We start from the raw sequence: 24,807 nt of genomic DNA on the forward strand, positions 1-24,807 counted from the left end.
AGCGGCTTGCGCTTGGCTTTCATGATGTCCGGCAGCTTGGCGTAGCGCGGCTCGTTCAGACGCAGGTCGGTGGTGACGATGGCCGGCAGATCCAGTGACAGGGTGCGCAGACCGCCATCGACTTCACGGGTCACCATAGCCTTATCGCCTTCAACCTTGACGGCGGAAGCGAAGGTACCCTGGGGGCGACCGGTCAGAGCCGCCAGCATCTGGCCTACCTGGTTGTTGTCGGAGTCGATGGACTGCTTGCCGAGGATAACGAGGCCCGGCTGTTCCGCTTCGACCACCTTGGCCAGCAGCTTGGCCACGTTGAGCGGCTCTATATTCAAAGGCTGGGGCATATCATCGGTCTCAACCTGGATAGCGCGGTCGGCGCCCAGTGCCATGGCGGTACGCAGCTGTTCCTGCACCGCTTTCGGGCCGATGGAAACCACCACTACTTCGGAAGCGACACCGGCTTCTTTCAGGCGGATCGCTTCTTCAACCGCGATCTCGCAGAAGGGGTTGAGTGCCATTTTGACGTTGGCCAGATCCACGTCGGAGTTATCGGCCTTTACACGTACCTTGACGTTGTAGTCGATGACGCGTTTTACGCTAACGAGTATTTTCATTGTCTAGATCCCTCCGGAACCCTGAGCTGTTCTTTCATTATTAGCGCTGGTCAGCAGGGCGACCACCTCTGCGGGAATCGCCTTGGGTCTGATCCTGTCGTCGGACTGGGTCACCCAGACCCGTTTCTCGTGGCACAGAATCGCCAGTTGTCCGTCTTCTTTGATCAGCCGGTGCTCGATGTTGAAGCTGGTTTTTCCAACCTCGGCTACCCGGGTTTCTATGCTGACCTTTTCGCCATATCGTGATGGGATTTTGAAATCCGCATCGGTGTTAACCATCGGAAAGCCGAGAATGTCGTACTTTTTGCGCAGTTCGAACTTGTCGATGCCGGCGACCTTGAACAGGTTGGCGGTGGATGCATCGAAAAACTCGAAGTAGCGCGGGTAAAACACAATCCCGGCGGGGTCGCAGTGACCCCATTCGATTGTCAGTTCACGCTTTGCCCTTAACATCAGCGTACCTACTACCTTAGTATCCGCAGGTGTTGCTTTACCTGCTGAGGATCATCACCTCATCGGAAGGCTGTTCGCTGTAGAGGTCTTTCACCAGGGCGTCGCGGTTTTTCAGCACTGCACGCTGGTTGATCGATCCCTTGTCAGTGACCTCGTTCAGGTCGATCGACGGAGCTTCCTCAAGGAAACGAAGACGGCGGATGCAGGTGGAGCTGCCGGTGGCGGTTTCTGCCATCTCGTTCAGCAGACGCTGGAAGGTTTCGCGCACACGGGGTGAGCGCAGCACTTCCAGGTCGGACAGCTGATCGCCATCGTGAATCAGCTTGCGGCAGTGGCCGATATCGGCAAATACCATAGCGGAAACGTAGTCGCGGTCGTGGCCGGCGATCACCACATCCTGAATGTACGGTGCAAAGAAGTGGATAATGTGCGCACGCAGTGTGCCCACGCTGACCCAGGTGCCGGTATCCAGTTTGAAGTCTTCAGAAACGCGGCCATCGAAACGGAAGCCACGGCCGGGTTTTTCCGGATCGATATATTTCACCGCATCGCCGAGGCAGTAGAAGCCTTCTTCGTCGAAAGCCTTGGCGGTCTGCTCTTCGGCACGCCAGTAACCCGGAGTGACCGAGGACCCACGAACCCTGGCTTCCATCTTGTCACCATTGGGGACCAGCTTGAGCTCGATGCCCGGCAGCGGCGTGCCGATAACGCCTGAAGCACACTCTACGATAGAGGCGAAGAGGGCAGCAGGTGCAGTTTCGGTAGCGCCCAGGCCTGTGATCATCGGTACTTTCTTACCGGTGTGTTCGATCGCCAGCTCGTCAATGGCGTCCCAGATATGCTGGGACAGGCCCGCTGCCGCGAAGTGCATCAGCTGAAGACGGGAGAAAAACTTCTTCGCCACCTCAGGATGGGCGCGCAGCTCCTTGACCAGCAGTTCATAGCCTTTGGGCACGTTGAAATAGACGGTGGGCGCCACGTCGGTCAGGTTTTTCAGGGTGACCCCGAACGCCTTGTGAGTGGGTTTGCCGTGGTCGATATAGAGGCTGCCACCGTTGTAGAGTGCGATACCAATGTTGTGGTTGCCGCCGAAGGTGTGGTTCCACGGCAGCCAGTCGACCAGTACCGGTGGCTCTTCCTGCAGGAACTCCATCAGCGAGTTCATCATCACCTGGTTGGCGCAGATCATGCGCTGGGTGTTGATCACCGCTTTGGGCATGCCGGTGGAGCCTGAGGTGAACATGAATTTGGCAATGGTGTCGCCGTTAGTGGCGTCACGGGCTGCGTCGGCAGCGGCGCAGGCCGGCGTATCCAGCAGTTCTGAGAACAGCGTGACCGGGTTTTTCAGGCCATCGTCGCCGTGTTCTTTGGATACGGCAACCAGCGGCAGGTCGGCAGGGATCACCGCGTCGATGGCATCGCGGAACGGGCCCAGGTTATCGACAAATACCAGGCCCGGCGTCAGCAGGTCGAAAACGTGACGCAGCTTGCCATAGTCGGTGGAGATCAGTGAGTAGGCGGTGGAGATCGGCGAGTAGGGGACACCGATGTACTGGGAGCCCAAAGCCAGCAGCAGGTGTTCAATGCTGTTACCGGAAAGACACATCACCGGACGTTCAGCGCTGAGGTTCTTATCCAGCAGCCAGGCAGCGATGGATGTTACGCGCTCAAGCGTTTCACGGTAGGTCAGCTTTTCCCACTCACCCTCTTCGTTGCGCTGGGCGACGAAGATAGCGTCAGGGGTTTTATCGGCCCAGTACTCAAGACGGTCGGTGATACGTACTGCATAGTCGTCCAGCGGGCGAGGGCAGCGGACAACCTGTTCTCCATTGTCGCGATACTCTACTTCTACCCCAAAGTCGTGAACATTCACCGGATGAAAATCGGCTAGCATAGTTGTTTCTCCCTCTCCGGCCGTTTTTTTTAGTTATCACGGCCGGAGGTTTAAGAATTTTTGTTTTTGTAATCTTTGCTGTCGCGTGCCGCTCAGAGATCGAAGCGGTAGCGACCCACACCCTGGTGTGCCTGGTTAAACGTCTTCAGCCCAGCTTCGATGTTGGGGACCGAATAGCTGAAGTAAAACTCCGTCAGGGCAACCAGGTTGGTGTGGTAATCAGAGTCATCGCCCTGGGCGATTTTGGCTTCCGCTGTCAGGGCGATATCGGCCAGCTGCCAGGCGCAGCACAGGGTGCCCAGCGCGTCCATAAAGGGAACTCCGCCCGCATTCAGCTGTAACAAGTCTGCGTTGTCCTTGTCGATGATCTGGCCGATCGCGGCGCGCATCAGAGCGCTTGCACTGCTGAGCTGCTCCGCCAGGGTAGCGAGTGATTCGCTTTCGGCCAGTCGCGCAGCAACCGCATCGATATCCTCCAGCAGGGCAGTGAGGGCAGCTCCCTTATCAAGCTGAACCTTGCGGAATACCAGGTCGCGGGCCTGAATACCGGTGGTGCCTTCATAAATGGTGTTGGCACGGGCATCGCGCATCAACTGGGCAACGCCGGTCTCCTCGACGAACCCCATGCCGCCAAAGATCTGGATGGTGGTGCCCGCCATCAGATTACCGCGTTCGGTCGCACAGCCCTTGAAAACCGGGGTCAGCAGGGCGATACGTGCTTTCAGCGCCTGGCTTTCCTCGGCATCACACTGTTCGGACTTGTCGATCATCGCGGCGATCAGGTAGCCGAGTGAACGCAGCCCCATCACTTCCGAACGGATCGACAGCAGCATGCGTACGACATCCGGATGGTTAGCAATGAGCGTGCGTTCGCCGGTGCGATAGTCGGAGCCCTGGGTGCGTTCCTGGCTGTACTCCAGCGCACGCTGGAAGCCGACTTCACCGAAGCCGACGCCCTGCATGCCGCAGCTCAGACGGGCTTCGTTCATCAGGATGAACATCGCCATCAGACCGCGGTTTTCTTCACCGATCAGCTCGCCGTAGCAGGCATCGTTGTCGCCATAGCTGATAGAGCAGGTGGGACTGCCGTGCAGGCCGGTTTTATGCTCGATACCGGTGCAGGCCACATCGTTGGATTCACCCACGGAACCGTCTGCTTCGATGCGGTACTTGGGTACCGCGAACAGCGAAATACCGCGGCTTCCGGCGGGCGCGTCGGGGGTACGGGCCAGCACGAAATGGATGATGTTTTCGGTAAGATCGTGGTCACCGTAGGTGATGAAGATCTTCTGGCCCTTGATCAGGTAGCGGCCGTCACCCTGGGGGATCGCCTTAGTGGTCAAGGAGCCCAGGTCAGAGCCTGCATTAGGTTCGGTCAGTGCCATGGCCACCGCCCACTGGCCGGAGATCATCGGCTCCAGGTAGCGGGCTTTCTGCTCTTCGCTACCGAAGTGCAGAAGAATCTCGCTGCAACCCTGGGTCAGCGCATGGAACATGATGAAGCCCAGGTTCGCTGACAGCCACATCTCATTTACCGGCTGGGCGATAAACTTCGGCAGGGACTGACCGCCGAACTCTTCCGGCAGTGCCAGCCCGGTCCAGCCAGACTCGGTGAACTGCTGGTAGGCTTCTTTCCAACCGTCCGGCGTGATCACCTTGCCATCTTCAAAACGGCAGCCCTGGGTGTCGCCGATGCTGTTCAAAGGAGCGAGTTCGCCATTGGCAAACTTGCCCGCTTCGTCCAAAACCGCGCCGATCAGTTCGTCATCGAAATCGGCAAATGCAGGAAGATCGCGAACACCGGTGCGTTCCAGCGCGTGCTGGAGCAGCAGCTGCATATCTTTCAGTGGTGCCTGATACAGACTCATGCTGAACTCCTTCGCTGCTTACTTGGCGGCCATGCGGATGGCGCCGTCGAGGCGGATCACCTCGCCGTTAAGCATGCGGTTTTCGATGATGTGCTGTGCCAGTGCGGCAAACTCGTCCGGATTGCCGAGACGCTGAGGGAAGGGCACGGACTGACCGAGAGACTGCTGAACCTCTTCCGGCAGTACGTCCATCATCGGGGTCTTGAAGATACCCGGTGCGATAGTCAGCACACGAATACCGAAGCGGGCCAGTTCGCGGGCGATCGGCAGGGTCATGGCGCAGACGCCGCCTTTGGAAGCGGAGTAGGCAGCCTGACCGATCTGGCCGTCAAAGGCAGCCACAGATGCGGTGTTGATGATAACGCCGCGCTCGTTGTCTTCACCCGGCTCGTTGTTCTGCATCTTGTCCGCGGCCAGGCGGATCATGTTGAAAGTGCCCATCAGGTTGACGCGCAGGGCACGCTCAAAGGTACCCAGACGGTGAGGACCTTCGCGGCCAACAACACGCTCTGCACCCGGGATACCGGCGCAGTTGACCAGGCCGTTAATCGGGCCGAAGGCTTCAACGGCGCTGTCCATGCAGCTCTGTGCGGAGGCTTCGTCGGAGATGTCGGTGCGCTGGAAGCGAGCGCGCTCGCCCATGGAGGCAGCGACTTTCTCGCCGTTCTCTTCGTTGATGTCGGCCAGGCTAACCTTGGCGCCAAGGGAGTGCAGACGACGGGCTACAGCTTCGCCGATACCGGAGCTGGCGCCTGTGACGATAAAGTGGCGATCCTGAAAGTTCATGCTCGGGTCCTCTTGTTATTCTGGCTAGGGGTACGGTTGTGTTGGGGCGTGTTATGACTTTTTGCGGTTAAGGAAGGCGTCGATACGCTCTTTCACTTCGCCGCTGCTCTGGGTGATACCGGTGATCAGGGATTCGGTATACAGACCGTCGTCGGCAGACATGCTGTCGATGCGGGAGAGGCCGGTAGCCATGGCCCAGTTGGAGTAGCTGGAGTTAGTGGCGATGGTGGCGGCCAGCTCTTTGGCTTTTTCCAGTGCCGCGCCTTTCTCGACCACGTAGTGGGCCAGACCGAGACGCTCGCCTTCTTCCGCCTTCACGGTGCGGCCGGTCAGCATCATTTCGGTCATGCGGCTGGCGCCGATAACGCGGGCCACGTTCACGGAAGCACCGCCACCCACGAAGATACCGTGACGGCCTTCCGGCAGACGGTAGAAGGTAGTTTCGTCAGAAACACGTACGTGAGCGCAGATCGCCAGTTCCAGACCGCCACCGATCACGGCGCCGTGCAGGGCGGCAACTACCGGGATACCGGAGTTGCGAATGTAGCTGAACACGCGGTGCCACATGCGCGAGTGCTGAACCACTTCGAACGGTTCGCGGGCGGTGTGCTCGGACAGGTCCAGGCCAGAGCAGAACTCGGGGCCGTTACCGGAGAACAGGATGACCTTCAGGCCCTGGGGCAGGTTACGGAACACATCTTCGATTTCGAGGCAGAGAGCATCGTTGATGGCGTTCTTCTTTTCAGGACGGTTAAGTGTCAGGTGGCCAATGCCGTCCTCGACCAAGAATGTCAGGTGACGATATTCACTCATGTGTTTTGCCTCTTGTTGTTGTTCTGGTAATGGTTCTGGTAGTCGTTCTGGTTGATGCCTGGGGCTGCCGATGGATGGCGCTCCCGCCTGGCTCGAACCAGTCTTGTTTGTATTGATAATAGTTGTAACTCACAACAAATGTTATTTCAAACAGTTTGTGCGGATATTTCGACTAAAGAATAGTTTGCACCGCTTATGTGGCCGTCCCGCCCTAAACGATGAACGCCACAGGCCGGAAACAGGTCCGGGCTGTGGCGCGTGTTCATGCGTTGGATCGGCTATCAGCGGTCGCTGACGTGGATAACCACCGCCATGCCCTGGTCGCCGCCGGCACAGCCGGTGAACAGACCGTAACCGCCGCCGAGGATCACCAGTTCCTCGATCATCTCGATGATCGCGCGCATGCCGGTCGGTCCCTGCGGATGCCCCCAGATCATGGAGCAGCCGTAGTTGTTCATGTTCATGACGTCGACGCCGGTGGCCTTGGCGAAGGCGACGTCGTTCACGGCGAACGGGTTGTGAGTCTTGATCGCCTTGACCTCTTTCACATCGATGCCGGCCATCTTCAGCGCGTTGTTGGCGGCTTCAATGGGAGCTTCCGGCATGTGAGCCAGGTCGGTGCGGGACTGACCGAAGCCGCACACCTTGATGCGAATGCTGGCGTCGGTGGCGTAGGCCTGTGCCTTGTCGGCAGTGGTCAGCACCACAGAGGCGTTACCGTCCGCGGGGTGGGTCATGTTGCCGAAGGTAACGACGCCACCTTCGTTGACCGGACGCAGCTTGGCCAGGCCCTCGGCGGTCATCGGGAAGACACCCTCGTCAGCGGTCAGAACGGCGGCTTCCTTGCGGAAGTTCGGGGTCGGTACGCTGAACGGCAGGGTCATGTAGCGTTTCTGGAACGCCTGATCGTCGGCCAGGGCTGCCTGGTACTGTTCATAGCGACGCAGGGCGACGGCATCCAACTCTTCACGGGTGATGGCGAATTTCTTCGCCACGTTTTCACCGGTCTGGATCATGGAGTGCCCGGCGATGGCGTCGTGCTGCATGTTGTAGGTGACCTGATCTTCCGACTGGCCGTAGCCACCGGGGCCGCCCGGTGCCGGGTAGTAGATGTGGGCACCATTGGAGCAGCGGTCTGCGGTCAGCAACAGGGAGGTTTCAGCCATGCCCAGCGCGATTTCGGAGGCGCTGGCGAACAGGCCACGAACGCCGGTGGCGCAGACCTGGCTCAGCATATGGCCAGGGGTCTTGGTGGCGCCGATCTCATACAGCGGCCAGGGCGCGCCGTAGAACGACTGGTACTGGGCGTTGGTCATGCCCAGTACGCCGGAGTCGAAGCTGGTCGGGTCGATATCGCGCTTGGCCAGTTCGCTTTTGGCGACCCAGGCGGCGAATTTCATGGCATGCAGGTGCTGAAGGGTACCCTGCCACTTGGTGAACGGGGTGGACCAATAGGCGCCGTAGGGGATCTCAACGTTGTTCAGAGACATCTTTTCGCTCCTGTTATTTTTTATGTAGCGATTATTCTGCGTCAGCCATGATCTGCTTCAGGCCACCCCAGGATTCCTGGAACAGCTCGATCGGCATGGTTTTAAGGTCGTCGGCGATCTGCGGACGGAAGTCCATGGCGGCCAAAACGTCCTTCTCCAGGTCCAGGCCCGGTGCGATCTCGGTCAGAGTTATCCCGCCTTCACGCAGTTCGAACACAGCGCGCTCAGTGATGTAGACCACCGGCTGCTTGTTCTGCAGCGCGATATCGCCACTGAAGGTGATTTGATCCACGGCCTCGACAAATTTCTTCGCTTTGCCTTCCTGGGTGATATGGATGCCGTTTTCGCTGAATTCGTACTTGGCGCCGGCAGTCAGGGTGCCGCAGAACACGACTTTTTTTGCACTCTGGGTGATGTTGATAAAGCCACCGGGGCCAACCACTTTAGGGCCGAACTTGCTGACGTTCAGGTTGCCTTTGGTATCTGCCTGGGCAAGGCCGAGGAAGGCGATGTCCAGACCACCACCGTCGTAGAAGTCGAACTGGGCGTGATGTTCGATAATCGCGTCGGCGTTCCAGGCGGCACCGAAGTCGCCGCCGGAAGCGGGGATGCCGCCGTAGGTACCAAGCTCGGTGGTCAGGGTGAACTGCTTGACGACGCCTTCTTCGGCAGCCACGGAAGCGACGCCATCGGGTACACCGATACCGAGGTTAACCAAAGTATTGGGGCGCAGCTCCATGGCGGCGCGGCGGGCGATCAGCTTGCGCTCGCTGAACGGCATCGGCGGGATCGCACCCAGAGGCACGCGGGTGTTGCCTGCCAGGCCCGGGTTGTATTCCGTGGTGATGGTCTGCTTGTGGTTTTCCGGCTTCGCGACGACCACGTAGTCGACCAGCGCGCCGGGGATTTTCACGTCTTTCGGGTGCAGGCTGTGCGCTTCGGCCAGGTGTTTGACCTGGGCGATAACGATACCGCCGGTGTTGTGTGCGGCCTGCGCCATCGGCAGGGCTTCGCTGATCTGCGCTTCCTCTTCTACGGTGAGGTTGCCGTTCTCGTCGGCGGTAGTTGCGCGGATGATCGCCACGTTCACCGGGAAGCTCTTGTAAAGCAGCCACTCTTCACCTTCGATCTCGATCAGCTTGACCATATCTTCAGTGGTCTTGTCGGTAACCTTACCGCCCTGCAGGCGTGGGTCCACGTAGGTGCCCATGCCGACCTTGGTGATAACGCCCGGTTTGTGGCCGGCGATCTGGCGCCAGAGAGTAGCGAGCACGCCCTGGGGCAGCAGGTAGGCTTCGATTTTGTTGTCGGCAACCATCTGCGCCATTTTCGGCGCCTGACCGGTGTGGCCGCTGACCAGACGCTTGGTCAGGCCTTCGTAGGCGAGGTGAGCCATGCCGGCTTCCTGGCCGTTGCCGCAACCGCAGTCATGGACGGGAGTGATGTTCTTCGGTGAGCCGGTTTCGACAAAGCGCTTTTCCAGCGCCTGAGCGATCTCTTCGGCGAAGTAGGACATGCCGATGGTGGTCCAGGCGACGGTGTCACCATCGTTGATCAGGCCAGCGGCCTGGTCGGCGGTAATCAGTTTTTTCATCAACGAAACCTTTTTATTGTCGGGGTCGCCGCAGGGGGCGGGTGCGGGTTGTGATCGTTCGTATGATGTGGTTTATAGCGCTAATTGTTTAAGTGTGCAACTATTGGAAAGTCTAATCTAATCCTGGCCAAGGCTGTGGTAAGAAGATAGCCAAATACACAAATTGATACTAATAATAGTTTATGTATCAAACTAGTGTGTTTGTACCACGACACAGTCGGCGGACCTGTTCCTGGCTTTGAAAAAATAACAAGAGTGACGGATCTCACGTGAAAGCATCTGATAATCAAGCCCTTAAATTGGGCGAGGTCGATTTCGGCATCCTCAACGAGCTAACCGGCTACTGGTTGCGCTGGGCCCAGCTCAACACCTACAAGAACATTCGCTGCTTTTTCTTCGATGAGTTTGATATCACCCCTGGCCTGTTTGGCGTGCTTGAGGTGGTTGGCTGCAATCCGGGTTTGACCCAGACGGCTGTTGCAAAGGCGATAGGCAATGATCGCTCGGCGATGGTGGCGATCGTCGACAAGTTGGAAAAGCGAGGCCTGATAGAGCGCAAGCCCTCTGAAACGGACCGTCGCTCCAATGCACTGTTTCTGACCAGTGCCGGCAGGGTGTTTCGCGACCGGGTGGCGGGGCGCGCCTGGGATCACAACGAAGAGTTCTTCTCGATGCTGACGGCGGAGGAGCATCAGCAGTTTGTCGGGTTGCTCAAACGCGTGGCGCTGGCCGGGTCACCCACCGAGTAAAAGCCCGGAGGCAGACACCACTTCGACTTATTGTTTATGGAAATATATTTATAGTTTTAATATGTTTATCAGCTAAACAATTATGACATGAACGCCAACCCAACCGCTGGCATTCAGAGCCCTGAGTGGCGGATGTCGGACGATAACAATAACAAGTGAGAGAATTGATGCGCATAAAAACAATAACGGCGGCGCTTGCGCTGTCGGTAGCAGGGCTTGCCACCTCTTCACCTAGCTTCGCCGCTGATGCGGAGTACACCTTCAAACTCCACCATATGTTGCCGCCGATGGCGATGCCGCATGCAGAGTTTCTGGCTCCCTGGGCAGAAAAAATCGAGCAGGAGTCCGGCGGGCGAATCGATATCGAGATCTTCCCCGCCATGCAGCTGGGCGGTAAGCCGCCGCAACTGTTCGATCAGGCCCGCAAGGGGATAGTGGATATCAGCTGGACCGTGGGGGGCTACACGCCAGGGCGCTTCCCCAAGGCAACTGCATTCGAGCTACCGTTTATTCCGGCCAGTGCCGAGGCCACCAGTATGGCGCTGCAGGAGTATGCCGAAACCGAGATGGGCGATGAGTTGAGTGATGTTCATCTGCTGGCGATGCATACCCACGCACCAGGTTCGCTGCACTCCCGAGAAAAGCCGATACAGACCGGTGCCGACCTGGATGGCACCAACTTCCGTGCGCCCAACAAGGTGATGGCGGAGGCTTTTTCACCCTACGGCACCAACTCCGTGTTCATGCCGGTCACGCAGATGGCCAGTGCCGTTTCAAAAGGGGTTCTGGATATCGCAGTGTTACCGTTTGAGGTGGTAGCGTCGATGAAGATTCACCAGCTGGTGGATCATCACACCGAGATCCCTGGCGATCGCGGTCTCTACACCCAGTTCTTTATCTTCTCCATGAACAAGGATTCCTACGAGTCGCTGCCGCCCGATCTGCAGAAGGTGATCGACGATAACTCCGGTATCGAACTGGCGGGTCATATTGGCTCTTTGTTCGACAAATATGAGGGCATCGCCCGCGAAGAGGCGGTGAAAGAGGGGAACAGCTTCTACGAGCTGAGCATGGAGGAGCGCAACAGTTGGGAAGAGACGATGCAGCCAGCTATCCAGGAGTGGATGGAGCAGATGTCGGACGACGGCTATGACGCCGAAGGGCTCTATCGTAAGGCGCAGACCCTGATCGAGAAATACACCCAGCAGGTTAATCAGTCCTGACAGGGGATGGGTCGCAGCAGTGGTTCTGCTGCGGTCGAAAAAGAGGTCTCGGCAGCGCCAGGCGGTGCCGAAGCCCATTCAATTTCAGAGTACGTGATCATCAGCTGCTTGGCGTCATGACCCTCTATCCTAGGCCGGAGTACGCTAAAGATTAGTAATTGGTGGAATGTATAAAAATTGAATGGTTAATATGTTGTACAGTTAAACAATTTATGTAATAACTAGTAGGCATGGACATGTGTGTACCTCACACCGTCTGAGTGCAATCGAGAACCGCAAAACAATAACAAGGTGCTGATCATGCGTATCAAAACACTTGCGGCAGCGGTAACGCTGTCAGTCGCAGGACTAACCCTGGCCTCTCCGAGTTTTTCTGCGGAAGCGGAATACACTTTCAAGCTGCACCACTTCCTCCCGCCGATGTCTATGGCTCATTCCAAGTTTCTCCAGCCCTGGGCTGAGAAGATCGAAGCCGAGTCCAACGGTCGTATCGATATCGAACTCTTCCCGGCTATGCAGCTTGGCGGCAAACCGCCTCAGCTGTTCGACCAGGCGCGTAAGGGTATTGCGGATATCACCTGGACTGTAGGCGGTTACACCCCGGGCCGCTTCCCCAGCGCCAGTGTCTTCGAACTGCCGTTTATGCCGGCCAGCGCCGAAGCGACCAGCATGGCGATTCAGGAGTATGCCGAAAAAGAGATGGCGGATGAGCTGAGTGATGTTCACCTGCTGGCGATGCATACCCACGCGCCTGGCGCCCTGCATTCCCGTGAAAAAGAGATCAAAACCGGTGCCGACCTGGATGGCATGAAGCTGCGTGCCCCCAACAAGGTGATGGCTGACGCGTTCTCCAAGCTGGACGCTAGCCCGGTATTCATGCCGGTACCGCAGATGCCGAGCGCACTGTCCAAGGGCGTTCTCGATGTGGCGGTTCTGCCGTTCGAGGTGGTTGCTCCGCTGAAGATTCATGAGTTGGTCAAGCACCACACCGAGATCCAGGGCGATCGCGGTCTGTACGCTCAGTTCTTCCTGTTCACCATGAACAAGGATGCTTACGAGTCGCTGCCGCCGGATCTGCAGAAGGTGATCGACGACAACTCGGGTCTCGAGCTGGCCGGCCATATCGGTAGCCTGTTCGATGAATACGAGGCTGTAGGCCGTGAGGCTGCCGTGAACCAGGGCAATAGCTTCTACACCCTGAGCGAAGAGGAAACCGCCAACTGGAAGCAGGCGATGCAGCCGGTCACCGATGAATGGATCGGGGACACCGAAGACGGCCAGCGTCTGTATGACGAAGCGGTTGAACTGATCAAGAAATATGAAGCGCAGGTTAGCAAAGAGTCATGAGTGCTAATACGCCGAATCAATCTGCCGGCCAGGATAAGGTCGGCAGGGGATTGGCATGGGTATCCCGCCAGTTTGCGCTGGTGGGAGGCCTGATCATGCTGGCGCTGGCAACGATGACCGTTGTCAGCATCGTCGGTCGTGCCACGATAGGAGTTTCTGTCGAGGGCGACTACGAGCTGGTTGAGTTGGGTTTGGCCGCTGCCGTTTTCCTGTTTCTGCCGGAGTGCTACCTCAAGCAGGGTCACGTGGTCGTGGATCTGTTCACGGCTGGCTGCAAGCCGTCAACGCTGAGACTGCTGGATAAGATCTCCGATCTTTTGTTCCTGGTCGTGGCTGTGGTGCTGACCTGGCGCCTCACCGTCAGCGGGCTCGAATCGCGGGACTTTTTTGAGCAGACCATGATCCTTAGCATGCCGATGTGGTGGGTCTATGCGGTCGGTGTTCTCTGCATGGTGCTGATGGGACTTTGCAGTCTGCACAAGTTGTTCTTCTTCCGGGGGCAGTCTTAATGAGTGATATACAGCTTGCCTTCGCGATGATGGCACTGCTTCTGGTGTTGATGGGGTTCCGTATTCCCATCGCACTGTCGATGCTGGGATGCGGCGCGCTGGGGTATACCCTGCTGGCGGGCGCACCGGCACTGCTTGAATATCTGGGGACTGCACCGGTCGCCAAGTTTTCCACCTACGATCTGTCCGTGGTGCCGCTGTTCCTGTTGATGGGGGAGCTGGCTACCCGTGCCGGTATTACCGCGGAGCTGTTCCGCACCTGTAACAAGTGGGTCGGTCATATGAAGGGCGGTCTCGCCATGGCTGCCGTGTCCGGCTGTGCCGCCTTCGGCGCGATCTGCGGATCGTCGCTCGCCACCGCGTCCACCATGGGCAAGGTAGCGCTGCCGGAGATGAAGCGCCTGAACTACTCGGGCGGTCTGGCCGCTGGCTGTCTCGCCGCGGGTGGTACCCTGGGTATTCTGATTCCACCGTCCATGGTGTTGATCATCTTCGCCGTGTTGACCGAGCAGAATATCTCCAAGATGTTTATCGCCGCGTTCGTGCCCGGTTTCCTGGCGGCCTTCGGTTACATGCTGGCGATCGCCATCTATGTGCGCCTGTTCCCGAACACAGGCCCGCGTGGTGAAAAGACCACCTGGGGCGAGAAACTGCGTTCGACCAAGGATGTCTGGCACATCTCGATCATCTTCGTGATCGTGCTTGGCGGTATCTACCTGGGTCTGTTTACGCCTACGGAAGCAGCGGCAGTGGGTGTCGTTCTTACCGCGGTACTGGCGTTTACCCACGGCAAGATGAAGTTCGACGCGTTCAAAGAGAGCCTGATCAAAACGGCGATCTCTACGGCGATGATCTTCTTTATCGTCTTTGGCGCGGATCTGTTCAGCGTCTTTATTGCGCTGTCGCAGCTGCCGCAGGCCGGTGTAGAACTGATCGAGAATTCAGGGCTCTCGCCATACATGATCCTGATCCTGATGCTGCTCACCTACCTGGTGTTGGGCTGCTTCCTCGATAGTCTGGCGATGATTCTGCTAACCATCCCGATCTACTTCCCGATCATCATGTCGATGGACTTCGGTTTTGCTCCTGCGGATGTGGGGATCTGGTTTGGCATCCTGGCGCTGGTGGTGGTTGAGGTCGGCCTGATTACACCGCCGGTGGGAATGAACGTATTCATTATTAAATCGTTCGATCCTTCTCTACCGATGAAAGACTGCTTCAAGGGCGTGGTGCCTTTCCTGATCTCGGACATCGTCCGTGTCGGATTGCTAGTGGCATTTCCGCCGATCACCCTGGCTTTGGTTCACCTGCTCTCGTAGTGGGTGCCCATCCCTAGCGACAATTAAAACCTCGTGTCGCCTTTTTGGGGGGAGCTATCAGCTCCCCCTTTTTTATGGGCGCTGTTCTCCGCAGCAACCTTAGCGGTTCTCCTTCGCTGCTCTCTAACGTTGCTTTTCGTTGCGACCTTTCATCGCAGCTTTTCATTGAGGCCTCACATTGCAGCTTTTTATTGCAGCTTTTCATTGCCGCTTTTCATTGCCGCTTTTCATTGCAGGAAAGTAATAGGCTTGTGCTAAAAATTTATATGTTTAAACTTAAACAGTTGAGAATGAGATATATGGTTTTTCAGCCTATCTAAAGGCGCGGAGGTGGAATGAACGGCTCAAACGGAGCAGCGGACGATATCAATTTTGGCGCACTGGGTGAAATGCTCGGTTACCGGCTGAGACGTGCGCAGCTTACCTTCTTTAGTAACTTCGCTGCAGTTTGTTCCGATCTGGGCGTGAGCCCCGGTCTGTTCGGCGTGCTTTCCATCGCCAAGGAGAATCCTGGCCTGACTCAGACCGCAGTAGCACAGGCGCTGGGCAACGACCGCTCCGCCATGGTGGCGGCAGTCGACAAGCTTGAGCAGCTGAACCTGATCGAGCGGCGTCCCTCCAAGCGTGATCGTCGCTCCTACGCGCTCTACCTGACCGAGCACGGACAGGAGTTCTATACAGAACTTGTCGATCGCGTGATCAAGCATGAAGAGAAGCTCTGCGAGCGACTCAAGCCCGGCGAAAAAGAGTGGCTGGTCGAGGTGCTGGGGCGCTTTTCCAGCTGATCGCTTGTTGCTTAGACAAAAGCCCACCGCGCACCCGGTAGGGTGCTTGCTACAACGGGAGTCTTAGGACTCCCGTTTTTGTTGTCGCTCTTAAACCGTCTCCTATGGAAGTGGTGATCGTTTAGTCGAGGCTCTGCCTTTCTTGTGTGGTATCGATAACGGGGCTCGATGTCTCATGGCTGCCTGAGCGCATAATCGATCCCCTTTGGCGCAGCCGAGCATCGCAGGCTGAAAGAGAAACAAGGGAAAGGTTGTTTGAACCGCGAAGCGGTGAGTTTCCTTTCCCGCTCTTTCAGGCGAGAAGCGCAGGGAAGTCGGCGTAGCCGACCAAGCCTTAGGGGCGGTTTGGGATTGCAAAGGGACTTGTCCGCACAAGTCTCTTTGCTCGGCAGCAGCCGAAACCGGCCTAAAAAAGGATTCGGATTTATGTGATCCCGGCATTTGTCGGTAGGTTTATCCAGGCTCCCTTATAGGGAGCTTGATGCAAAGCCACCTGCTATGCAGGTGGATTTTTACTTCCCCTTCATTTCGACCGTTGATTGCTTCAAACAGGCTCAGGACGTCGAGTGTCCGTGGCACTCTTCCAGCGCTGAGAGGAATTCCTGCACCAGGCGTGTCGGTGCCGGCGATTTGCGATACAGCGCGGCAAATTCGCAGTGATAGTCGAATCCCCCCTGGGAGAGTCTTCGCATCTTGCCAAAGCGCACGAAGCGCTCTGCGTAGTGATCGGGCAAAAAGCCGATATAAGCGCCGGAGCGAATCAGCGTGGCAATACCTTCCTGGTCGTTGGCTACCGCACTTTTTTCCAGCTCATGCTTGCGTGTGGTTTCCATGTTAGGGCTGTGAAAGCTCAGCCCGGCGTAGCGTTGTCTGCGGATCTCATCAGCGCTGGCGCTGTCGGCGCGCTCGAACAGCGGGTGGCCTTCACCGCAGTAAAGGTACATCTGCTCGCCGAACAGTGGGATATATTTCAGGCTGCTGGAGGAGCGGTGGGTAGGGATGACCCCCACGTGATAGCGACCGTCGAGCACCCCTTTCTCGATCAGGTTCACCGGCACCACATGGATATCGATCTGAACCTCTGGCGCCTGGGAGATAAAGCGGTTGATCGCAGCCGGCACCTGACACTCCGGATTGCTTACCGTCTTATCGAACATGGCGATCGACAACTGTCCCTGCAGGGTCCGATGCATATCGTTCACCTGGTGTCGGAACTCCTCGATGGAGGTCACCAGCCGCTGGGCATACTCGTAGATCTGCAGGCCTTCCTGGGTCATCGAAAACCCCCCGCGTCCACGCCGGCATAACGTCATACCCAGGCGTATTTCCAGGTCTTTCAGATGGCGGCTGATGGTCGAGCGGCCGATATTCAGTTCCAGTTCGGCGGCGCTCAAACCGCCGGCTTCCACCACCGCCATGTAGATTCTCAGCAGTCGGATATCGGCGTCGGTCAGGTTACCCAGAAGTGCTCGCATTGGAGACCTTTTAATGTTTCGTACTGATGAAAGTTTATTTCGATAAGTTGTAATTTATCAAACATAAGGCCTTGTCTAAAGTTCACCCATCAAATGCATTGCCCATTAACGATTTCGGGACCAAAAACAATGAACCAGGCAGAACTGGCAGGGGTTACAAAAGCCCAGCTCGACGCATTCTGGATGCCCTACACATCCAACCGTGAATTCAAGGCCGATCCGCGCATTATCACCGCGGCTGATGGTGGCTACCTGATCGACGCGGAAGGTCGCAGGATCCTTGATGGCCTGTCTGGTCTGTGGACCTGTGGCTTGGGTCATAACCGCCCTGAGATCCAGGAAGCGGTTGCCAAGCAGCTGGGTGTGCTCGATTACGCGCCGGCGTTCCAGTATGGCCATCCGCTGGCATTCCAGCTGGCCGAGAAGGTGGCCAACCTGGCGCCGGAAGGTCTGAACAAGGTGTTCTTCACCAACTCAGGTTCCGAATCTGCCGACACTGCCACCAAGATCGCCCGTGCTTACTGGCGTCAGAAAGGTCAGGCCACCAAGACCCGTATTATCGGCCGCGCCAAGGGTTACCACGGTGCCAGCTGGGGTGGCATCAGCTTTGGCGGTATCGGCGGTAACCGCAAACTCTGGGGCCAGGCGATGGAGTCCGATCACCTGAACCACACCTGGCGTCCGGATATGGCGTTCACCAAGGGTATGCCGCAGCACGGCGCCGAGTTCGCTGACGAGCTCGAAGACCTGGTGACCCTGCACGATGCGTCCAATATCGCCGCCGTCATGGTTGAGCCGTTTTCCGGTTCTGCCGGTGTCATCATTCCGCCGGTGGGTTACCTGAAGCGCCTGCGCGAGATCTGTGACAAGCACAACATCCTGCTGATCTTTGACGAGGTGATTACCGGCTTCGGTCGCGCGGGCGCCATGTTCGGTGCCGATGCGTTCGGCGTAATCCCGGACATGATCAACGTGGCCAAGCAGATCACCAACGGTGCGATTCCGATGGGTGCTGTTATCGCCAAAGATGAAATCTATGACGCTTTCATGGAAGCGGGCGGTCCGCACTACAACGTCGAGCTGCCGCACGGCTACACTTACTCTGGCCACCCGGTGGCCTGTGCTGCGGGTCTGGCTGCGCTGGATGTGCTCGAGAAGGATAAACTGATTCCGCGTGTTGCCGAGATGGCGCCGCTGTTTGAAGAGAAGATTCACAGCCTCAAGGGCATCAAGCACGTCACTGACATCCGTAACTACGGTTTTGCGGCGGGCCTGAGCATTGCGCATAAACCGGGCGAACCTGCACGCCGTCCTTGGGAAATCGCCATGGAGTGCTGGAAGAAAGGTCTGTACGTGCGTTACGGTGCGGATACCCTGCAGTTGGGTCTGCCTTTCATCATTGAGGCCGATGAGATCGATCAGATCGTCAACATCCTTGGTGATGCGATCAACAGCGCCGACTAAGTCGGCGCTGCAAAGCGCTTGGAAAAGCTATTTCATATAAGAGTTAACAAAAGCGACAGGAGATACAGGGTGACTAACACAGTTGGACATTTGATCGGTGGCGAACGCGTTCTCACCGGTGGTCGTACACAGCCCGTTTACAACCCCTCAACAGGTGAAGTCTGTGGTGCGGTCGAGCTGGCCAGCGTTGAAACCGTTGAACAGGCAATCGCCAACGCCGCTGCCGCTTATCCCGCCTGGCGCAACACGCCGCCGGCGAAACGCGCTCAGGTGATGTTCCGCTTCAAAATGCTGCTCGAAGAGAACGCAGACGAGATCTGCGAACTGATCAGCACCGAACACGGTAAGGTTCTGCACGATGCCCGTGGCGAACTGCAGCGCGGTATCGAAAACGTTGAGTTTGCCTGCGGTATCCCGCAGCTGCTGAAGGGCGAACACAGCAAGAACGCCGGTCCTGATATCGACAGCTGGAGTGAATTCCAGCCGCTGGGCGTTGTTGCCGGTATTACCCCGTTTAACTTCCCGGCGATGGTTCCGCTGTGGATGTGGCCGGCAGCTGTTGCCTGTGGCAACACCTTTGTCCTGAAACCATCGGAGCGTGATCCCAGCAGCGTGCTGAAGATCGCCGAGCTGGCCCTCGAAGCAGGCCTGCCGAAGGGTGTGCTGAACGTGGTTAACGGTGACAAGGAAGCGGTAGACACTCTGCTGCACTCCAGCACCGTGCAGGCGGTAAGCTTTGTCGGCTCTACCCCGATCGCTGAATACATCTACTCTGAAGCGGCCAAGAACGGTAAGCGTTGCCAGGCACTGGGCGGCGCCAAGAACCACTCCGTGCTGATGCCGGATACCGATCTGGAAAACGCTGTTAACGCCATGATGGGCGCAGCTTACGGCTCCTGCGGCGAGCGCTGCATGGCGCTGTCTGTAGCGGTTACCGTGGGTGATGAAATCGCCGATAAGCTGGTTGCATCGCTGAAGGAACAGATCGCCGGCCTGAAAGTAGGTTCCGGTCTCGATAACAGCAACGAAATGGGCCCGCTGATCACTGCCGATGCGCAGAAGAAGGTCAAAGGCTACATCGATGCGGGTGTCGAGCAGGGTGCCGAGCTGGTGGTTGATGGTCGCGATCTGGTGGTACCGGGTCACGAAAACGGCTACTTCGTGGGCGCGACCCTTTTCGACAAGGTCACTCCTGACATGAGCATCTACACCGACGAGATCTTCGGCCCAGTGCTGGCGGTTGTGCGTGTGGATAGCCTGGAAGAGGCGATCAAGCTGATCAACGATCACGAATACGGTAACGGTACCTGCATCTTTACCCGTGACGGCGAAGCGGCACGCTACTTCACCGACAATATCCTGGTCGGCATGGTTGGCGTTAACGTTCCGCTGCCGGTGCCTGTTTCCTACCACAGCTTCGGTGGCTGGAAGCGTTCCCTGTTTGGCGACTTGAGCGCCTACGGTCCGGACGCGGTGCGTTTCTACACCCGTCGCAAGACCATCACCCAGCGCTGGCCGTCCAGCGGTGTGCGTGAAGGCGTGGTGTATTCGTTTCCTAGCTGAAGGCTCTTTCCCTAGCTGAGGGCTCTTTCCAGGGCTAGGGAATGGAAGGGCTAGGGAATAGAGGGACGATAGCGGCGTAAAGCCCTGGCAGGTATACTGTGAGGGCGGATTTCAACCGTCTCGGTTGTCCTTCGTAACTTCTGGAGAGGGGGCCTTAGGGTCCCCTCTTTCACATCTGCGTGATACTTGCCGCACTGATTATTCCGGCGATTTCAGTCCTCGATAGCCTCAACACCGACACTCATCTTCATGCAGTGGCTTTCTTCCGGGGCCAGGCGGATGATCCTTTCCCGGGCGTTGCCTGCTTCGATACAGATAAACCCGGTCTCTTCACCGCTGCCCACATCGGCCATACCGGCGGCGATCTCTGCCCCCGGATTCCAGACGATGGTAGAGGCGCTGGCTTCCTTGTCGATCCGGATGCGGCGTTTAAGCAGGGGATCGATCAGGGTGACCGGCTCATCAGTATCATAAACCCGGTCCAGCGGGGGCTGGGGCTCAAGCTCCTGCTCCTGGGTTTTCACCGCGAAGTCCTCAAGCTTGTCCTGGTAGCGGTGTGCTTTCAGTCCTTCAATGCGCAGGTTGTCTGCAGCGCCCACCGCGTAATAGCTGTGCAGCGCCTCGGTGATGATGAACGACTGGGCGCCGGTGTTGGTGGTGGTAAGCGACAGCACCAGCTGCTCGCCCAGTTCGATCTCCAGAATCAGTTCGAACTGCCAGGGCCAGAGCTGTTCACTGCTTGGAGAGTCGGTCAGGCCCAGTTGCAGACGGGTGACCTCGTTATCGGCATAGCTGGAACGCACCTCCCAGAGTGTGGTGCGGGCAAAGCCGTGCGCTGGCAGTTCGGGGTTGTCCGGATGATCGCCGAACCAGGGCCAGCAGACCGGGATACCACCACGAATCGCCTTGCCGGGCTGATATCGGCTGGTGGAGCTGAGCCAGAACAGATCCTGCTGACCTTCAGGTTCGTAACTGAGCACCTGGGCGCCCTGCAGGCTGATCCTGGTGCGGCCGCCTGGGCCTGTCAGCTCACACTCCGGCAATTGACCTTCACCGGGGTAAAAACGCACGCGGCCTGGCAGGGTAAAGGGTTCGAACATGGGTAGCTCCCTGGCTGTCTGTGGCCGGCTGGATTCCGGCACTATTGATCCTATCTGCGCGAAGTATAACAAAGCGGCAGCCTGCTGCTGTGCAGGACTTTCTATCTGGTACCGCTGTGATACTGTCTAGGTAACGAAGAGTAGATAGGAGCACTCCCGGTATGATCGATCTGGACAAGTCCTACCCCACCGATTTCGTTCTCTTTGGCGCCCGTGGCGACCTGTCGATGCGCAAATTGTTGCCTTCACTGTTCCAGCTGCACCGTAATGACCTGCTCAATGCCGAAACGCGGATTATCGGCGTCGCCAGGGATTGTAAGAGTGTCGAAGCCTTTCGTGATGAGGTCAGCGCGACGCTGAACCGTTACGTTAAACCGGCGGATCTGAAGGGCAGTGCCTGTGCCGATTTTCTGCAGCGGGTGGAATTTGTCGAGCTCGAGTTTACCGAGGATGCGGGCTACCAGGCCCTGGCGGAACTGATCGATCATGAACAGCGGGTGATGGTGAACTACCTGGCCACGCCGCCGGCGTTTTTCGGCGAGATCTGCCAGCGTCTCGATGCCGCCGGGGCGATCAGTGACACCAGTCGGATCATACTGGAGAAGCCTATCGGTCATGACCTGGAAACCTCCATCGTCATCAACGATACCGTCTGCAAATATTTCGATGAAAGCCGCATCTACCGTATCGATCATTACCTCGGCAAAGAGACCGTGCAGAACCTGATTGCGCTGCGCTTTGCCAACAACCTCTTCGGCTCTCAGTGGAACCAGAACCATATCGATCATGTGCAGATTACCGTGGCGGAAACCGTCGGTATCGAGGGGCGCTGGAGCTACTACGACAAGGTCGGGCAGATGCGCGATATGGTGCAGAACCACCTGCTGCAGCTGCTCTGCATGGTGGCGATGGATCCACCCAGCCAGCTCACCGCCGACGGTATCCGTGACGAGAAACTCAAGGTGCTGAGGGCGCTACGCCCGATCGCAGCCGAGGATGTGTTCAAGCGTGCGGTGCGTGGACAGTACACCGCCGGTGCGATCCAGGGGCAGGGCTGCCCAGGTTATACCGAAGAGGAGGGCAGCAAGGGCAAAAGTAACACCGAGACCTTCGTTGCCCTGCGGCTCAATATCGATAACTGGCGCTGGGCCGGCACACCCTTCTATCTGCGTACCGGTAAACGTATGCCGACCAAGATGTCGGAGATTGTTGTGGTCTACCGCAACCAGCCGCACTACATCTTCGACCCGAAACAGAAGAGCATGGTGACCAACAAACTCATCATCCGCTTGCAGCCGGACGAGGGTATACGTCTGCAGGTGGTCACCAAGGAGCAGAGTCTCGACAAACGGATGGCACTGCAGAGCCGTGGCCTGCATCTCAATTTTTCCGAAGGTGAAGAGGATCGCCGCACGCCCGATGCATACGAACGCCTGATTCTTGAAGCCCTGCGAGGCAACCAGTCACTGTTTGTACGCCGGGACGAGGTGGAAGCCTCCTGGCAGTGGTGCGATGGTCTGATCAAAGCCTGGTACGACAGCGGAGACGAGGTGCGCCCATACTCGGCCGGCAGCTGGGGGCCGATCGGTTCTATCGCCCTGATCGAGAGAGATGGGCGTTCCTGGCATGAGGGGTAGTCAGGTATCTGCTTCCTGCAATGATCAGGGGCGGGTGGCTTCTACGATCTTGTCGTGATCGATTCTGTCGTGCTCTAAAGTATTAAGGCTGAGCTCGTACCGGAAAGGCGAACAGTAAAGCGCTTCGACCTTAAACTTCTGCTGGGCAGCAATAACACCGAAGTGGTTGCTGATTCGGAAAATCTGAAACTGCCAGCCCGAGTCTAGTATTCGGCGCAGCGGGATTGCCGCAGCCGCGGTCTTCTGGTGTTGGGCGCTTGCTTTGTACCAGGCTTCCCGCAGGCACCAGCTGAACACTGGGTGTTCATCCTCTGCGAGTTGGCCAAGCCTTGCGAGTACGGCTCTGTCGTCTGCGGAGTTTAGGTATTCGTTAAGTTCGGGGCGAAATTTCCTGCCGCGCCATTCGCAGTCTATGCCAACAGGACTGCCTCCAATTGCCATACAAAGCAATTGACGACTGTGACTCAGGCTGAACTCTATATCCTTGCGCGCCGATGAAATCTCCGGCCGAGCGCCGGTTTCGTAAAATCTTAAGGTCTCCCAGACCTCCTGATGTTCACTGCCTAGCGCATGGCGCATCAGCGCGCGAGCCATCAGGTACTCTTTGCGTCTGCGGGGCGAAAGGATTTTGCCCAGGCGGGCTCTTTCCGAATCCGAAAGGGTGGGCTCGAGGAGTGCGAGCAGCTCGTTGATTGGTCTCGCGTTGGTGCGGGTCAGCCAGACCCGCACCTCGGCGTTATTTAACCGTGACAACATCACCTTTCAATGCCACACCTGCCATGATTGCACCGGCGTGACACTCATAGTCGGTGTTGCTCTGCATCAGCTCTCTTTTGTAGAAGCTGTTGATATTGATAACCGCATTGCCACCGTCGTTTTTGGCTCTCTCCTGTAGTGCCAGCAGAGCTGAGAGGAATACCCAGCGGCACGCCTCTTCATCGGATTTGGCAAAGGCGTTTGTCTTCTTGTTGGTCACCACGCCCGAAGCAATACGACTGGAGACCTGACTATGACCTTGACTGCCGAAATAGAGCTTGATACTCGGATCCAGCTTGTCCTTGAAATCGGAACTCTGCAGTGCTTCCTGGATAGACAGGTGGTGTTCAGTATCGCGGCTGTAAGCTTGGGTAGATACAAGGGCCAGACTGAGGGCTATAGATGAAACAGCCAACTTAAAAACCTTCATTTGAGTCCTTTCTAATGTGATAGTTCAATTATCGGTTAAGAATGGCATTATATGCCCAGACGGCACATCGCTAACAACCCCGCACTAATTGCTTTAATGGGTGTGGGGAAAAAGCTAACATACATTGTTTAGCTGTAAACAATTGGAGACGTTAGTCAGCAGTTCATTGCTGGCTCTCGTCAAAGAATTAAAGCTTCAAATCCGCGTCGGATGCTAATGCTGTAAAGGGATTTTCTTGTTAAATTTCGGTCTTAAATCCTGGTCGCTTGTCAGCGAAGATACCCTGCATTGGCGCTCACACGACGATACTGGAACGGCCAGTGTTGATTCTGTTTCCTCCCTCCCCGCGATGCTGCGTAGGCGCCTTTCTCCGTTTGGCAGGCATGTCGTTGCTACAGCATTAAAAATTCTCCCTGAGGGGATCAGTGTACCGGTCGTTTATGCCTCCCGGCACGGCGATGCTGAAAAAACGCTCAAACTTCTTCTGAGCCTTTCATCCGAAGAGCCTCTATCGCCCACGAGTTTCAGCCTGTCTGTACACAACGCCATTCCGGGCATTTTTTCCATCGCCAGACGTGATGTAAGCTCTGTGACGGCGCTGGCCTGCTCAGGGAATCTTCTTCAGTCAGTTTTGCTTGAGGCGGGTGCGCAGCTTGCAGATTACCCCAGTGTACTTTGTATGTTTGGGGATGCGCCGGTACCAGAGTTTTATCAATATGCCGACGGGCCTTCTCAGACCTGGGCTGTGGCACTATTGCTCGAACGTTCACAAGATACTCTTGCTTCTCTACAACTTACTCGGACAGCTGCTGATTGCGGATCAGTGCAGAATACTCAGAACATAGTGGGTTCGCTGTTACCGTTCCTGGAAGGCCATGACAAGCAAGTCGTGCTCAGCAATGGTGATTATCCATGGGTTTTGAGAGGGCTTGGTGTCTAGC

22 protein-coding genes are annotated in these 24,807 nt (G+C 57.1%); 10 read left to right on the forward strand and 12 right to left on the reverse strand.

Annotated features, from left to right (window positions below; genetic code table 11):
* From C4S72_RS00005 to C4S72_RS00040, 8 genes are all read right to left on the reverse strand, one after another.
* On the reverse strand, positions 1–611 hold a 611-nt coding region (locus C4S72_RS00005), incomplete at its 3' end, for an electron transfer flavoprotein subunit beta/FixA family protein (RefSeq protein ID WP_104001042.1).
* Positions 612–614: 3 nt separating this feature from the next.
* Entirely contained in the window at positions 615–1,064 is a 450-nt protein-coding gene (locus C4S72_RS00010; RefSeq protein WP_104001043.1) for an acyl-CoA thioesterase, read from the reverse strand.
* A gap of 37 nt (positions 1,065–1,101) precedes the next feature.
* Entirely contained in the window at positions 1,102–2,958 is a 1,857-nt protein-coding gene (locus tag C4S72_RS00015) for a feruloyl-CoA synthase (protein WP_104001044.1), read from the reverse strand.
* Between the two features lie 92 nt (positions 2,959–3,050).
* Positions 3,051–4,826, reverse strand: coding sequence for an acyl-CoA dehydrogenase (locus tag C4S72_RS00020; RefSeq protein ID WP_104001045.1), 1,776 nt, complete (start codon positions 4,824–4,826; stop codon positions 3,051–3,053).
* Between the two features lie 18 nt (positions 4,827–4,844).
* Positions 4,845–5,612, reverse strand: a complete 768-nt coding sequence (locus C4S72_RS00025; RefSeq protein WP_104001046.1) for a 3-hydroxyacyl-CoA dehydrogenase — start codon at positions 5,610–5,612, stop codon at positions 4,845–4,847.
* A 51-nt stretch (positions 5,613–5,663) separates the two neighbouring features.
* Positions 5,664–6,425 (reverse strand): crotonase/enoyl-CoA hydratase family protein, encoded by a 762-nt coding sequence (locus tag C4S72_RS00030; RefSeq protein ID WP_104001047.1) that lies wholly within the window; start codon positions 6,423–6,425, stop codon positions 5,664–5,666.
* A 281-nt stretch (positions 6,426–6,706) separates the two neighbouring features.
* On the reverse strand, positions 6,707–7,915 hold the full coding sequence (locus C4S72_RS00035; protein WP_104001048.1) for a thiolase family protein: 1,209 nt from the start codon (positions 7,913–7,915) through the stop codon (positions 6,707–6,709).
* Positions 7,916–7,946: 31 nt separating this feature from the next.
* On the reverse strand, positions 7,947–9,509 hold the full coding sequence (locus tag C4S72_RS00040) for an acyl CoA:acetate/3-ketoacid CoA transferase (protein WP_104001049.1): 1,563 nt from the start codon (positions 9,507–9,509) through the stop codon (positions 7,947–7,949).
* A gap of 269 nt (positions 9,510–9,778) precedes the next feature.
* Here C4S72_RS00040 and C4S72_RS00045 point away from each other — a divergent pair, with 269 nt between their 5' ends.
* The 6 genes from C4S72_RS00045 to C4S72_RS00070 all read left to right on the forward strand — a co-directional run bounded on the left by C4S72_RS00045 (position 9,779) and on the right by C4S72_RS00070 (position 15,441).
* Positions 9,779–10,258, forward strand: coding sequence for a MarR family winged helix-turn-helix transcriptional regulator (locus tag C4S72_RS00045; RefSeq protein ID WP_104001050.1), 480 nt, complete (start codon positions 9,779–9,781; stop codon positions 10,256–10,258).
* A gap of 167 nt (positions 10,259–10,425) precedes the next feature.
* The gene (locus C4S72_RS00050) at positions 10,426–11,481 is read left to right on the forward strand and encodes a TRAP transporter substrate-binding protein (protein WP_104001051.1); all 1,056 of its coding nucleotides are present in this window, start codon (positions 10,426–10,428) and stop codon (positions 11,479–11,481) included.
* 300 nt (positions 11,482–11,781) lie between these two features.
* Positions 11,782–12,828, forward strand: coding sequence for a TRAP transporter substrate-binding protein (locus C4S72_RS00055; RefSeq protein ID WP_104001052.1), 1,047 nt, complete (start codon positions 11,782–11,784; stop codon positions 12,826–12,828).
* Entirely contained in the window at positions 12,825–13,337 is a 513-nt protein-coding gene (locus tag C4S72_RS00060; protein ID WP_104001053.1) for a TRAP transporter small permease, read from the forward strand. Before C4S72_RS00055 ends, C4S72_RS00060 begins: the two co-directional genes overlap by 4 nt.
* Positions 13,337–14,656: a TRAP transporter large permease gene (locus tag C4S72_RS00065; protein WP_104001054.1), complete on the forward strand. Its 1,320-nt coding sequence runs from the start codon at positions 13,337–13,339 to the stop codon at positions 14,654–14,656. The genes C4S72_RS00060 and C4S72_RS00065 overlap by 1 nt, the downstream gene beginning before the upstream one ends.
* A gap of 335 nt (positions 14,657–14,991) precedes the next feature.
* Positions 14,992–15,441 (forward strand): MarR family winged helix-turn-helix transcriptional regulator, encoded by a 450-nt coding sequence (locus C4S72_RS00070; RefSeq protein WP_104001055.1) that lies wholly within the window; start codon positions 14,992–14,994, stop codon positions 15,439–15,441.
* Positions 15,442–15,995: 554 nt separating this feature from the next.
* On the opposite strand, the gene C4S72_RS00075 is transcribed toward C4S72_RS00070, so the two are convergent.
* A complete protein-coding gene (locus tag C4S72_RS00075; protein ID WP_104001056.1) occupies positions 15,996–16,916 on the reverse strand; it encodes a LysR family transcriptional regulator in 921 nt (306 codons plus the stop codon).
* Positions 16,917–17,045: 129 nt separating this feature from the next.
* Here C4S72_RS00075 and C4S72_RS00080 point away from each other — a divergent pair, with 129 nt between their 5' ends.
* Both C4S72_RS00080 and C4S72_RS00085 read left to right on the forward strand, forming a co-directional pair.
* Positions 17,046–18,380, forward strand: a complete 1,335-nt coding sequence (locus C4S72_RS00080) for an aspartate aminotransferase family protein (RefSeq protein WP_104001057.1) — start codon at positions 17,046–17,048, stop codon at positions 18,378–18,380.
* A gap of 69 nt (positions 18,381–18,449) precedes the next feature.
* Positions 18,450–19,943 carry a CoA-acylating methylmalonate-semialdehyde dehydrogenase gene (locus tag C4S72_RS00085; protein ID WP_104001058.1) on the forward strand — a complete coding sequence of 498 codons (1,494 nt, stop codon included), beginning with the start codon at positions 18,450–18,452 and terminating at the stop codon, positions 19,941–19,943.
* A 212-nt stretch (positions 19,944–20,155) separates the two neighbouring features.
* On the opposite strand, the gene C4S72_RS00090 is transcribed toward C4S72_RS00085, so the two are convergent.
* Entirely contained in the window at positions 20,156–21,043 is an 888-nt protein-coding gene (locus C4S72_RS00090) for a D-hexose-6-phosphate mutarotase (protein ID WP_104001059.1), read from the reverse strand.
* A gap of 161 nt (positions 21,044–21,204) precedes the next feature.
* Here C4S72_RS00090 and zwf point away from each other — a divergent pair, with 161 nt between their 5' ends.
* The gene (gene zwf / locus C4S72_RS00095; RefSeq protein ID WP_104001060.1) at positions 21,205–22,680 is read left to right on the forward strand and encodes a glucose-6-phosphate dehydrogenase; all 1,476 of its coding nucleotides are present in this window, start codon (positions 21,205–21,207) and stop codon (positions 22,678–22,680) included.
* Positions 22,681–22,704: 24 nt separating this feature from the next.
* On the opposite strand, the gene C4S72_RS00100 is transcribed toward zwf, so the two are convergent.
* Together C4S72_RS00100 and C4S72_RS00105 are read right to left on the reverse strand one after the other, a co-directional pair.
* On the reverse strand, positions 22,705–23,274 hold the full coding sequence (locus tag C4S72_RS00100; RefSeq protein WP_146071840.1) for a 4'-phosphopantetheinyl transferase family protein: 570 nt from the start codon (positions 23,272–23,274) through the stop codon (positions 22,705–22,707).
* A gap of 142 nt (positions 23,275–23,416) precedes the next feature.
* Positions 23,417–23,866 carry an excinuclease ATPase subunit gene (locus C4S72_RS00105; RefSeq protein WP_104001062.1) on the reverse strand — a complete coding sequence of 150 codons (450 nt, stop codon included), beginning with the start codon at positions 23,864–23,866 and terminating at the stop codon, positions 23,417–23,419.
* Positions 23,867–24,101: 235 nt separating this feature from the next.
* Here C4S72_RS00105 and C4S72_RS00110 point away from each other — a divergent pair, with 235 nt between their 5' ends.
* Positions 24,102–24,806, forward strand: coding sequence for a beta-ketoacyl synthase chain length factor (locus C4S72_RS00110; protein ID WP_160115417.1), 705 nt, complete (start codon positions 24,102–24,104; stop codon positions 24,804–24,806).
* Position 24,807 lies beyond the last annotated feature (1 nt).

Origin of the sequence: Marinobacterium lutimaris (assembly GCF_900108065.1) — a bacterium.
Taxonomy (GTDB): domain Bacteria; phylum Pseudomonadota; class Gammaproteobacteria; order Pseudomonadales; family Balneatricaceae; genus Marinobacterium_D; species Marinobacterium_D lutimaris.